Origin of the sequence: Radiobacillus sp. PE A8.2 (assembly GCF_045635475.1) — a bacterium.
Taxonomy (GTDB): domain Bacteria; phylum Bacillota; class Bacilli; order Bacillales; family Amphibacillaceae; genus JBJGXI01.
Genome location: NZ_JBJGXI010000077.1, coordinates 1 through 12,343 on the forward strand (window position 1 = coordinate 1; position 12,343 = coordinate 12,343).

General features: G+C 37.1%; 15 protein-coding genes and 1 pseudogene. 15 read left to right on the forward strand and 1 reads right to left on the reverse strand.

Annotated elements, in window-relative coordinates; all coding sequences use genetic code 11:
• Positions 1–416 precede the first annotated feature (416 nt).
• The 13 genes and pseudogenes from ACI6MV_RS23940 (at position 417) to ACI6MV_RS24000 (ending at position 8,979) form a co-directional block, all read left to right on the forward strand.
• Complete coding sequence (locus tag ACI6MV_RS23940) at positions 417–1,559, forward strand: trans-sulfuration enzyme family protein (protein WP_407272834.1); 1,143 nt, start codon at positions 417–419, stop codon at positions 1,557–1,559.
• Between the two features lie 87 nt (positions 1,560–1,646).
• Positions 1,647–2,213: a class I SAM-dependent methyltransferase gene (locus ACI6MV_RS23945; RefSeq protein ID WP_407272835.1), complete on the forward strand. Its 567-nt coding sequence runs from the start codon at positions 1,647–1,649 to the stop codon at positions 2,211–2,213.
• A 126-nt stretch (positions 2,214–2,339) separates the two neighbouring features.
• Entirely contained in the window at positions 2,340–3,473 is a 1,134-nt protein-coding gene (locus tag ACI6MV_RS23950; protein ID WP_407272836.1) for a zinc-dependent alcohol dehydrogenase, read from the forward strand.
• A gap of 74 nt (positions 3,474–3,547) precedes the next feature.
• Positions 3,548–3,694 carry a hypothetical protein gene (locus ACI6MV_RS23955; protein ID WP_407272837.1) on the forward strand — a complete coding sequence of 49 codons (147 nt, stop codon included), beginning with the start codon at positions 3,548–3,550 and terminating at the stop codon, positions 3,692–3,694.
• Between the two features lie 514 nt (positions 3,695–4,208).
• Positions 4,209–4,703 carry a mismatch-specific DNA-glycosylase gene (locus ACI6MV_RS23960; protein ID WP_407272838.1) on the forward strand — a complete coding sequence of 165 codons (495 nt, stop codon included), beginning with the start codon at positions 4,209–4,211 and terminating at the stop codon, positions 4,701–4,703.
• Between the two features lie 14 nt (positions 4,704–4,717).
• Positions 4,718–5,473 (forward strand): (S)-benzoin forming benzil reductase, encoded by a 756-nt coding sequence (locus ACI6MV_RS23965; protein WP_407272839.1) that lies wholly within the window; start codon positions 4,718–4,720, stop codon positions 5,471–5,473.
• A 113-nt stretch (positions 5,474–5,586) separates the two neighbouring features.
• Positions 5,587–5,700, forward strand: coding sequence for a YjcZ family sporulation protein (locus ACI6MV_RS23970; protein WP_407272840.1), 114 nt, complete (start codon positions 5,587–5,589; stop codon positions 5,698–5,700).
• 172 nt (positions 5,701–5,872) lie between these two features.
• Positions 5,873–5,977, forward strand: a complete 105-nt coding sequence (locus ACI6MV_RS23975) for a YjcZ family sporulation protein (protein WP_407272841.1) — start codon at positions 5,873–5,875, stop codon at positions 5,975–5,977.
• A gap of 127 nt (positions 5,978–6,104) precedes the next feature.
• Positions 6,105–6,203: pseudogene (locus tag ACI6MV_RS23980) on the forward strand (YjcZ family sporulation protein); the annotation flags it as partial.
• Between the two features lie 248 nt (positions 6,204–6,451).
• The gene (map, locus tag ACI6MV_RS23985; protein WP_407272842.1) at positions 6,452–7,207 is read left to right on the forward strand and encodes a type I methionyl aminopeptidase; all 756 of its coding nucleotides are present in this window, start codon (positions 6,452–6,454) and stop codon (positions 7,205–7,207) included.
• A gap of 160 nt (positions 7,208–7,367) precedes the next feature.
• Positions 7,368–8,108: an AzlC family ABC transporter permease gene (locus tag ACI6MV_RS23990; protein WP_407272843.1), complete on the forward strand. Its 741-nt coding sequence runs from the start codon at positions 7,368–7,370 to the stop codon at positions 8,106–8,108.
• Positions 8,105–8,398: an AzlD domain-containing protein gene (locus ACI6MV_RS23995; protein ID WP_407272844.1), complete on the forward strand. Its 294-nt coding sequence runs from the start codon at positions 8,105–8,107 to the stop codon at positions 8,396–8,398. The genes ACI6MV_RS23990 and ACI6MV_RS23995 overlap by 4 nt, the downstream gene beginning before the upstream one ends.
• A gap of 26 nt (positions 8,399–8,424) precedes the next feature.
• The gene (locus tag ACI6MV_RS24000; protein ID WP_407272845.1) at positions 8,425–8,979 is read left to right on the forward strand and encodes a GNAT family N-acetyltransferase; all 555 of its coding nucleotides are present in this window, start codon (positions 8,425–8,427) and stop codon (positions 8,977–8,979) included.
• A gap of 34 nt (positions 8,980–9,013) precedes the next feature.
• Here ACI6MV_RS24000 and ACI6MV_RS24005 read toward each other — a convergent pair whose 3' ends face one another.
• Positions 9,014–9,901 carry a cation diffusion facilitator family transporter gene (locus tag ACI6MV_RS24005; RefSeq protein ID WP_407272846.1) on the reverse strand — a complete coding sequence of 296 codons (888 nt, stop codon included), beginning with the start codon at positions 9,899–9,901 and terminating at the stop codon, positions 9,014–9,016.
• 375 nt (positions 9,902–10,276) lie between these two features.
• Between ACI6MV_RS24005 and wrbA the strand changes: the two genes are divergently transcribed.
• Both wrbA and ACI6MV_RS24015 read left to right on the forward strand, forming a co-directional pair.
• A complete protein-coding gene (gene wrbA / locus ACI6MV_RS24010; RefSeq protein ID WP_407272847.1) occupies positions 10,277–10,879 on the forward strand; it encodes an NAD(P)H:quinone oxidoreductase in 603 nt (200 codons plus the stop codon).
• A 123-nt stretch (positions 10,880–11,002) separates the two neighbouring features.
• The gene (locus ACI6MV_RS24015; RefSeq protein ID WP_407272848.1) at positions 11,003–12,304 is read left to right on the forward strand and encodes an MFS transporter; all 1,302 of its coding nucleotides are present in this window, start codon (positions 11,003–11,005) and stop codon (positions 12,302–12,304) included.
• The last annotated feature ends 39 nt before the right edge of the window (positions 12,305–12,343 follow it).

Below are 12,343 nucleotides of genomic sequence, written 5' to 3' on the forward strand. Positions count from 1 at the left end.
AGAATAAAGAACCGACCAAGAATTTAATTTTTGGTCGGTTCTTTTGTATTAAACTGAAGACGATCATTAAATAAAGCTACAATAACTATAATATAAGTAAACCAATATGGAAGAGAAGGTAGTCCTGAGGGTTTAATTCTTGTATCCAATTCTAGTAAAAAGATGAATAATTGAATAGAATATCTTGAAAGTTTACAAACCATAATAGAAAGACAATCCTATAGAAGAGTAATAAATAGAACTTACTGCTGGTCATTAAAATATCATCCCATAGTTTCTAATATAATATATAATATTCTTATGGTAAACATGATAATTAAGTTTCAAATTCAGCTAAACAAGTAAAAATAATTGGCTTTTAGGAGCGTCTGAGTTAAAGTAAATATAAATACATATAAAGATTAAGGGGATAACGCATGAAAAAGAATTTTGATACAAAAACTGTTCATCTCTCTAATAAAGATACAAAAAATGTTGATAGTAAAGTAACGCCTATCTACCAAACATCGGCATTTAAATTTAACGATCTTGAAGATTTAGAGAACTTCTACCAAGGAAAAAAAGATTATTTATATACGCGAGTTGGCAATCCAAATACAGATGAGCTTGGACAAGCTGTGGCACAGCTAGAAGGTGCTCATGCTGGTGTGGCAACTTCATCGGGTACTTCCGCAATTTTAGCAGGTGTCTTAGCTACCGTTAAATCAGGAGAGCATATTGTCGCTTCTATAGATATTTATGGTGGCACTTATCAATTATTAGCGAATGAACTGACAGACTTTAATATTGAAGTTTCGTTTGTTGATTTTAGTAATACAGATGAAATTGAAAATGCGATTAAACCAAACACGAAGTTAATCTATTCAGAATCTGTAACAAATCCGTTGTTACGTGTTGAAGATATCGATCAGGTAGTTACCATTGCTAAGAAACATCAGCTCTATTCTATGATTGATAATACCTTTGCTACACCCTATATTTGTGTGCCATATGAGCAAGGTGTTGACCTAGTTGTTCATAGTGCGACCAAATATCTTGGAGGGCATAGTGACGTAACTTCTGGTGTATTAGTAGGGAATGAAGCGTTAATACAAAAAGCTAAAGTAAAGGTGACTAATTTTGGTACTAATCTAAGTCCTTTTGATGCTTGGTTAACATGTAGAGGAATTAAAACGTTAAGTGTTCGGATGGAAAGACATGTAAAAAATGCACAAGCATTAGCTGATGCATTACGCAGTCATCCTGGTGTAGCTAAAGTATATTATCCTGCATATGTGTCAGAAAAAGGAAATGGTGCGATTGTTTCTGTTGATATCACGGGATTATGTGACGTTAAAACGTTTTTTAAATCCCTATCTTGGGTGAAAATAATTCCAACCTTGGCCGGTGTAGAAACAACCGTTTCTTATCCTTTAACTACATCGCATCGTGCACTTCCTAAAGAAGCTCAGGATAAATTAGGAATTACAGAAGGTCTTGTTCGTATCTCTGTAGGAATTGAAGATGCAACGGACATTATCGAAGCTTTTGTAAATGCAATAAATGAATCACTGCAATAAATCCTTATGTAAACCTACAGCTAAATTTCTAGCTGTAGGTTTTTTATACAACTATTTAATTTAATAGAATATAAAGGAGATTTTCCGATGAATAATATTAAATTAGTGATAGGTGCAGGACACTATAATAATAATCCCGGTTGGACCCATACCCAAGAGAATGAGATAGATTTAGTTAATCGTAGAACATGGGAGCGAACGTATAAAAAGAATACTATAGCAGCGATTTTAGCTGAGCATGTATGGGAGCATTTGAGTTGGGAAGAAGGAATTCAGGCGGCAAAGATTTGCTATGACTTCCTTCGTCCAGGAGGGCACTTTCGATGTGCAGTTCCAGATGGTTTCTTTAAAGATACTGATTATCAGCATATGGTTCAAGTAGGTGGTCCAGGCCCCAAGGATCATCCTTGTGCGAGTCACAAAATGGTATACAATTACAAAACGTTAACGGCATGTCTGCAAACAGCAGGATTTGAAATTATGCTTTTAGAATACTGTGATGAAAAAGGTGATTTTTATTTCACTGAGTGGAAAAAGGAGGACGGGGTCATTTTCCGTTCTAAAAAAATTGATCCAAGAAACCAAGGAGATACGCTACAATTTGCTTCTTTAATCGTAGATGCAGTTAAGCCTAACAACACCAACAATCGTTAATTCGAGGCTGGTGTTGTTTTTTCTTTAGCAATTATATCGGTTAACCTTCTACAATTTATACATAATATTGCAAAACGAAGCAACGATAGGTATTGACAATACTTATGAGAAAGAAGGAATAACTCTATGAAGGCCGTCACCTATCAAGGCAAATATGAGGTTGCTGTTACAAAAAAGGAATATCCGAAAATTGAGGATAGTGAAGACGTTATTGTACGCATAACTTCTACAGCAATATGTGGATCTGATTTGCATTTATACCAAGGTAATTTTCCGTTACCGATTGGTTACAGCATTGGCCATGAACCGATGGGTATTGTGGAGGAAGTCGGACCTGATGTTACAAAGGTAAAAAAAGGCGACCGTGTAGTCATTCCTTTTACAGTCGCATGCGGAACTTGTCAATATTGTAATGCACATTTGGAGAGTCAGTGTGATCACGCTAATCCACATTATGATTCAGGTGGATACTTTGGCTATTCTGAAAAATTCGGCAACCATCCAGGTGGACAAGCAGAATACTTAAAGGTCCCATATGGTAATTATACACCTTTCAAAATTCCTGAAAGCTGTGAATTGGAGGACAATTCGTTATTGTTCTTATCTGACGTGTTACCAACTGCTTATTGGAGTGTAGAAAATGCTGGTGTGAAAAAAGGGGATACCGTCATCGTGCTTGGTTGTGGGCCGATTGGATTAATGGCACAAAAGTTTGCTTGGCAAGCTGGTGCAAAACGAGTGATCGCAGTAGATTACTTGTCGTATAGATTAAACCATTCAAAAAAAATCAATAAAACCGATATATATGATTTTACGCAATATGATGATATGGGAGAGGTATTAAAAGAAGAGACAAAAGGTGGAGCAGATGTTGTGATTGATTGTGTTGGTATGGATGGGAAAAAGTCACCTCTTGAATTTGTCGAACAAAAGTTGAAATTACAAGGTGGTACAATTGGGCCAATTCAAATCGCAACGAAGGCTGTTCGTAAATGTGGAACATATCAAATAACAGGTGTCTATGGTGGACTATATAATATGTTTCCTTTAGGAGCCTTTTTCTCAAGAAATATAAATATCAAAATGGGACAAGCTCATGCTCGCTCTTTTATGGAACCCATTTATAACCAGATTGTGAACGGGGAGATTGATCCAACAGAGATTATTACCCATGAAATGCATTTGGATGATGCAGCACATGGTTATAAAATCTTTAACAAAAGAGAAGATAACTGTATTAAAGTAGTGTTAAGACCTTAAGTGCTGGTGCATCACTCTAACAGTTGAATATATGATCGTTGTTCGGACAATCTACAAAAAAGGAGGCATTGCTTATGAGTAAAAAAGATAACATATCGTATCGCAAAAGCTATGAATCCGATGGTGAAATGGGCAAAGATACGAAAAAAGGAAAATCAGAAGAAGTAAAACAAAAAAAGAATGATCCAATGTTTTTTAATATCACAGAATCAAGTGAATAACGACTATTTAGACACCTTATCGCAAGGTGTTTTTCTTTTGTTAAAGCTCATTTCTTAGAGTTTGTTGCTTTTTATGACATATTTGAAGTAAAATCCGTCGTAACGTAGTGCTCGTGATTTCCGTGGGCACGGCTTCAGCTAACTCAGAAGCAAATGTTTTCGGTGGGCCGAGTAACCGCAGGCCCAAAGTGCGCTTCTGAGTGGATCTTCAGCTCGTGCTGTCCCGCAGGACCTTGAATTAACATCCCCGAATTACACCGCACGAAGAAAATGCGGTTTTCATTTTCGAGGATCGACTGCCTGGAGCTCCGATCACCCAACGTAAGGAGAAATTCCGTTAGAAGTGGATTTCCGGAGCGGTGCAAGCACTCTCCAAGTTACGATGGAGTTTAGCTATTATGCGTATTAACAACAATCGTTTAGAAAACAGCCTTTGTTAAAAAAATGAAGTAAGCTATACCTTATAAAAGTTAGTGAAAAAGTGCTAAAATCTAATCAAGAAAGGAGCTTTTTTATGCTAAAGCCTATTCCAGATCATCTGACTGAAAACTTAAACCTTTTATTTGTTGGTTTTAATCCGAGTATTCGCTCAGCAGAAACAGGACATCATTATGCTAACCCCAACAACCGATTTTGGACGATTTTATATGAGGCTGATCTAACGCCAACAAAATTTAGCACTGAACAAGATCAGGAACTAATAGCATTTGGTTATGGACTTACTAATATTGTTGCGCGACCAACGGCGGATATTACGAAAGAAGAATACGAGCAAGGTAGAGATGAGCTTCATGCAAAAATTCATAAATATAAGCCAAAGATCGTATGCTTTGTTGGAAAAGGTGTTTACCAGCAATATAGTAAGTCTAAAAAAATACCGTGGGGAAAGCAAGAGAGTCCAGTTATTAGTGAGGTAGTAGATTTTGTGGCACCTTCTTCTAGTGGGTTAGTACGGATGAAGCTTACAGAGATTGTCGACATTTATAAGCAATTACATGATTATTTATAAGAGGAGTGAATTATATGAAAACTGCCGTGATTACAGGTGTTTCTAAAGGATTAGGGGCATCGATTGCTAAGCTATTGATTGAGCAAGGGATCAGTGTTATTGGTATTGCTAGGACGGAAAACGCAGAACTAGAAACATTGGCAGAGCGCCATCAAGTTTCTTATCGATATATTGCATGTGATCTATCTAATTTGCAGCAAGTGGAAGAAGTATTTCATTTGCTGCGAGAGCAAGTATTTGGAGCTAGTACCGAGGTTATGCTCATTAATAATGCTGCAATGGTTGACCCAATAAACACGGCTGGAAGCTATCAAATTTCAGAATTAACGGAGCATGTAGCTGTTAATTTGACGGCTCCGATGATTACAACGAATCTTTTTGTTGAAAAAGCTACAGAATCTAAAATCGATTTAATAGTAGTTAATGTTACATCTGGTGCAGCTGGGCGTTCTGTTTCAGGATGGAGTGCTTACTGCAGTACAAAAGCAGGGATAAATCGTTTTACGGAAACAGTAGCTTTAGAGCAAGCAGATGCTGGGACACTCAACAAAGTGATTTTATTTGATCCGAGTATTATGGATACAGATATGCAAGGAAGCATTCGTGCATCGAGTGCAGAAGCATTTAAAGATGTTGCCACGTTTCAACAATACCAACAAGATAATAGCTTGAGGGATACGGAAGTCGTCGCAAAAACACTAGTGGAGCTCCTCGTTGATCAAGCCAAAATAATTAATGGAGAGATATATAGCGTAAAAGAATTATTATAATAAACTCATCCATAAAAGCTATCTAGGTCAAACACCTATTTTACAAATTTGCCATTCCAATAACCGAGTATCTACATAGTCTATAGTGAATCCAGAAAAGGAGGGATTAGTAGATGAGTGCAGGATATGGTTATGGAGCAGGTTCCGGCTTTGCGCTAATTGTTGTATTGTTTATCCTACTAATAATCGTAGGAGCTTCTTGGGGCTTCGGCGGCGTAGGCTACTAATTTAGTGTAGATAAATGATGAAAAGGCAGAGACACCACACGAGTGGTACCTGCCTTTTAAAATGCCTTAACAGATGGAAATAGGGCAGAAACCCATTTTTAACAAATGCCATTCCATTATTTATTTTCAGGCATATTGTATAAGTGAATCTTAATAAAGGAGGTCTTTACAGATGAGTGCAGGATATGGATATGGTGGCGGCTTTGCGCTAATTGTAGTTCTGTTCATTTTGTTGATTATTATTGGTGCTTCATGGGGTTATGGCGGAGCATACTAATAGTTAAAACAAGTGAGTAAGTATGACAGAAAGCTCTATTATAGAGCTTTCTGTCATTTTAAAGACTAATTAACAGACGTTTACATTTGATAATAAAATCTAAAATGGAAACGGAGGGATATTAAAAATGAGTGAAGAAGTGGTAGCAGGTTATGGATCTGGTTTTGCTTTGATCGTGGTATTATTTATCTTGTTAATCATTGTTGGCTCCTCTTGGCTTGGAGGTGGCTATGGTGGTGGAACTGGATATGGTAATGGTTATGGTGGCTATGGTTATTAATAATTTTAGCATTGGAGTAGAGGGTTATAATCCCTCTGCTCTAATTGTGTTAAAATAATATTATCTATTCTTGATAGAAGAGAAATTAATTAAAGTAAACTTATTGTACGACGAGGTAATTCGATATATGGTAAAATTTAATACGGTATAAAAATATCCGTTTAATTTTTACATAGATAGAAAGGACGAATTGCATGATAACGAGAAAAAGCACGCGAGAAATTACTATGATGAAAGAAGCGGGAACGCTTTTAGCTTCTTGTCATAAAGAAATTGCTAAATTAATGAAACCAGGAATAACGACAACAGAAATAGATCAATTCGTTGAAAATTTTTTGGCTGAGCATGGTGCTATACCTGAGCAGAAGGGATATAATGGATACAAATATGCGACATGTGCATCAGTTAATGATGAGATCTGTCATGGTTTTCCGAGAGATGAGAAATTACAAGCTGGTGATATCGTAACCATTGATATGGTTGTGAATTTAAATGGAGGTCTAGCTGATTCTGCATGGACGTATGTTGTTGGAGATGCAGATGAAAAGACGCAACGTTTACTAGATGTAACAAAAACATCATTATATAAGGGAATTGAGCAGGCACAAGTAGGTAATAGAATTGGTGACATTGGCCATGCCATACAAACATATGCTGAATCAGAGGGGTATTCTGTAGTAAGGGATTTTACTGGACACGGAATCGGTCCTAGTATACACGAAAAACCACACATTCCACACTATGGTGAAGCAGGCAAGGGATTACGGTTAAAAGAAGGAATGGTTGTTACAATTGAGCCGATGATTAATGAAGGTGCTTGGCAAAGCAAGATGGACATGAATAATTGGACAGCTAGAACAATTGACGGCAGTAGGTCTGCTCAATTTGAGCATACAATTGTGATTACAAAGAATGGCCCATTGATCCTAACAGATCAAGATGATGAATAGTTCTATATGTATGCTGCGCAGTTCTTAGTGAACTGCTCATGTCCTTTCATCCCCATTCCCCATTACTATCATACGCAGCAATACTTTTACCCTTTCGAATTACATGAATATTCGTTATAATTAGCTTACTATTTTTTGGGAAAAGGGTGAGAGGAAGAAAATGGCAACAAGAGCATTGCCTAACACGGATAAAATAAATTCAAAAACAATTATGATTCAAAGAGGTATTACGAAAGGTCTACCAATCACACTTGGCTATATTCCTATTGCACTAACTTTTGGTGTATTGGCTAAACAAGCAGGTATGTCAGTCGCAGAAATAACATTAATGAGTGTATTAGTATATGCCGGAGCAAGTCAATTAGTTGGTGCAGGTATGATCGCCGTAGGGACAGGTGCGATCGAGATTATTGTTACTACATTTGTATTGAATTTCCGTCACTTTGTTATGAGTTTATCATTCATGAATCGTTTAAGGGGATTAGGATTAGAATGGAAGGTCCCTCTTTCATTTGGATTGACAGATGAGTCCTTTTCCGTTGCCTCTTTACATACAGAAGAGTCGAAACAGGAAAATGGCATGTACTTCTATGCAGCGATGATGATAACTGCATATCTTTCTTGGATATTTGGATCGTTTTTAGGTGGAGTACTAGGGGAAATCATTCCAGCAAGGTTGAGTCAAAGCATGGGAATTGCATTATTTGCTATGTTCATAGGTTTATTAGTACCTTCTGTAAAAAAAGAACTTAAGGTAGGATTAATTGCCATTCTTGCGATGTTAGTCAATTATCATTTGCAACTTATCCCTTTTGTCAGCGAAGGCTGGGCAATCGTTCTTGGAACGATCATCGGTGGATTAAGTGGTGTGTTCTTGTGGGAAGGGGATAAACGAGCATGATTTATGTAATTATTATAGGAATGGCGATTGTTACAATGCTTCCAAGGATGGTTCCTGCGTATATCGTTGATAAAATCGTATTTCCTAATTGGGTTAATCGCTGGTTAAATGCAATTCCATATGCTGCTTTGGGCGCGTTAATTTTCCCAGGGATCATCTCAGTCACCCCCGACAAACCACATATCGCAATAATTGCTGGAATTGTGGCAATTGGTCTAGCACTTCTAAATATAAATGTAATCCTCGTTGTTATTGGAGCGATTGCAACAGTCTATATACTTACCTTATAAAATCATAGTAGATAGGGAGGGGTAAAATGTTTCACATACGAAAAGCTAAGCTTGATGATGCAGAAAGTATAGCAGAAGTCCATGTGGAAAGTTGGAAATCGACCTATTCAGAATTTATTAACGAGAGAGATCTTTCGAATATTACCTTTGAACATCGTAGAACCTTATGGGAAACAATATTAAAAATGCCGAATATCGGACAAATTGCTTTAGTAGTTGAACAAGAAGATGGCAAAATAGTTGGCTTTATTTCGGGAGGACAAGAAAGAACAAAACGGTTTGGATTCGATGGGGAAATTTATGCTGTTTACTTATATAAACAATATCAACGCATGGGCCTAGGTACAATGATGCTCGAGGCATTTGCAAAAGAAATGAAGAATCTTGGGCATTCATCAATTCTTGTTTGGGTACTAACACAAAATCCATCTAACCGTTTCTACATCGACTTTGGTGCGGAGAAAATTGACCAAGAACAGACTACCATTGGAAAAGGAACTTATCAAGAAACTGCTTATGGTTGGAAAGAAATAGATAATTTGCTAGAGCGTTTTCGTAAGCCACTAGCAAATAATGAGTAAAACGTGAGCCTGGGTAACCCCCAGTGCTCTTTTTTTACTTATTTTCTATTTCCTCAGGAAAAGGTTCAATATGAATGTGTGCATGAGGGATATCATGTTTTTCATCCAAAATGTGCTCAATTCGATCGGTAATTTTATGACTTTGCGCAACCGTAAGCTCGGGATCAACATAGATCGTCGCTTCGATAAGCGTTTGATTACCATGAATGCGTCCTTTTACATCTTTCACTTCTTCAACTTCTGGATCTTTTGCAATACTATCCTTAATAATTGTTAGTTTCGATTCATCAAATCCGTCTGTTAAGGTGTGTGTGGCATCACGGAAAATTTCCCATGCAGTTTTACATATAATGAGTCCTACTGCAAGTGCAGCAATAGGATCTAACCAATAAAGACCAAATTGACTGCCAACGATTCCAATAAATGCTCCCATACTCACTAGCGCATCAGACTTATTATCTTGTGCTGCCGCATGCAGTGAAGAACTTTTTATTTGTTTTGCAAGTTGTTTGTTATAGTGATACACGAATAACATGACAATCGCAGCACCAAGAGCCGTCCAAGCAGTAAGCCAACTAGGATTTGAAATCGACTCATGAAGAAATAAAGAACGTACGGTACCGAAAATAACTTGAAATCCAACTGTCACCATAATGAACGCTGCAATCAAAGAAGCAATTGTTTCAGCACGAAAATGTCCGTAGTGATGATCATCGTCAGGTGGTTTACGGGAAATGCGTAATCCAACTAGGACCGCAACAGATGCGACCACATCTGTTGTATTATTTAAACCATCGGCACGTAATGCTGCAGAATCACCAAAATAAGCAATTATAAGTTTGGTAAGAGCCAGTATAAGGTAAGCTGAAATACTTATCCAAGCTCCTTTTTCACCCTTTTGAAGGTTTTCATATTGCTCCATTTCATTGCCTCCACTTCATCGCTTCCTTAAGCATTCCTTAGTCTATCAGATTAATCTTATGTGGGTCTAGAGAAAAAAATGGTCATAAAGGAATATGTATTGAGAAGTTGCAACGAAGTTTCCTTATATCAACATCTCAAAAATTATTACACTTAATATTACACTGGATTACAGTATTACATACACGCCTTAGTCAATTTCATAATATTGTTTTTTATTGTTATCCACATACAGTTGGATCAAACTATATGTGGATAGCCGTACAAAGAAATTATGATATTGCATCACCTCGTAGGAAATAATATAAAGTGTTGTTTTGTCTGTATGAAAGATAAAGAAAGACTAATAATAAGAACGTAAAAGGAGAGATGACGAATGGTCAAATTGGCGATTTTTTACTATAGCTCTACGGGGACAAATTATAAACTTTCTCAGTGGGCTGAGGATGCTGCAAAGGAAGCAGGTGCAGAAGTACGAGTACGAAAAATAAAAGAGTTAGCACCACCAGAAGCAATTGCCCAGAATCCTAGTTGGAAAGCACATATGGAGGCTACAAAGGATGTGCCGGAAGCTACATTAGATGATTTAGAATGGGCAGATGGATATATTTTCAGTATTCCAACACGCTTTGGAAATGTTCCCGCACAAATTAAGCAGTTTTTGGATACGGCAGGAGGGTTATGGGCCCAAGGGAAAACAGTCAATAAAGTTGTAAGTGCTATGGCTTCTGCACAAAATCCTCACGGTGGGCAAGAAGCAACAATACTTAACTTTTATACGACAATGTTCCATTGGGGTGCAATCATTGCTGCCCCTGGATATACTGACCCTATTTTATTCGCAGCTGGTGGTAATCCATATGGAGTAAGTGTTAGCGTTAATGAGAAAAATGAAATGATTGAAGATGTTGAAGGTGCTGTGAAACATCAAGCCCAAAGAACTGTTGAAATAACGAAGAAAATTATCGGTAGTAACTAAATCATAACATTAGGAGCTCATCCAAATGGGTGGGCTTTTTAATATTGAAGTTGCGCGGTTTCTTTACTGGAAAATAAAACATATGCTGATTTCGAATGAAATAAGAAAGAATAGGAAAATATTATGGATAGCTTAAGGAAAGGACTGTATCACTTGGCACACACTAAAACAAAAAAAGAACAAAATGAGATACATGAAAAAAGGTGGGCCATTGTTTCACTTGCTAGCATTCCTCTTATTATGACGCTAGGTAATTCAATGTTAATACCTGTACTTCCATTATTGGAGAAGGAATTGGATATATCTAAATTACAATCAAGTTATGTAATAACGGTATACTCGCTTGTAGCAATATTTCTAATCCCTATAGCAGGTTTTTTATCAGACCGTTTCGGAAGAAAAATCGTAATTATCCCATCTTTAATACTTGCAGGAATCGGAGGCTTTATTTCTGGGTATGCAGCATGGAAAATGGACGATCCATTTATGTGGATCCTTATAGGAAGAATACTTCAAGGTATTGGAGTTTCAGGTACTGCGCCGATTGTATTACCTTTAGTAGGTGATATGTTTCGAAGAGAGAAAGATGTTAGTGCAACATTAGGGCTCGTCGAAACTTCCAATACGTTTGGAAAAGTGCTAAGTCCAATTTTAGGCTCAGCATTAGCAGCGGTTGTATGGTATTTACCTTTTTTCTCGATCCCGATTTTTTGTTTGATTTCTGCACTTTTAGTATTACTATTAGTTAAAAAACCACCGAATGATAAAAAAGGCCCACCATTAAAAACGTTTTGGAAAAACACGAAAGAAGCATTCCATAAGCATGGTGGATGGTTAACGGCAGTATTTTCCATAGGTATTATTTTAATGTTTATTTTATTTGGTGTGTTGTTTTATCTATCGAGCATCTTAGAAGATAATTATGATATTAAAGGTATTAAAAAAGGGATATATTTAGCAGGTCCACTGGCTGCATTATGCCTTTCTTCTTATATAACAGGTAAAATCATCAAAGATAACTTAGTGAAAATGAAATGGATTACCTTCTTTGGCATTCTAGTGTCAGGTGCAGCTGTGATCGCAGTTCAATTTTCAGAGCAATTTGTATATTTGTTAATTGTATTTTTGATATGCGGAATAGGAATTGGTGTCGGTTTACCATGTCTGGATGCTATGATAACCGAGAGCATATCAAAGGGTGTAAGAGGGACAATTACGTGTATTTATAGCTCAGCACGCTATATTGGTGTTGCAGCTGGACCACCGGTAATTGCTTTGCTTATGGAACAAGATAGAATTTGGATGGTTGCAGTTCTAGGAGGGTCAGCGGTGATTGCTGCGATACTTGCCTTTCGTACGATCAAACCTGAGGCAGGAGAACAGCCACCAGCTAAATCAGTATTTGTTAAATTTAATAAAGAATGAAAAACTGACTACCATGTGTAGTCAGTTTTTTTATTGTCC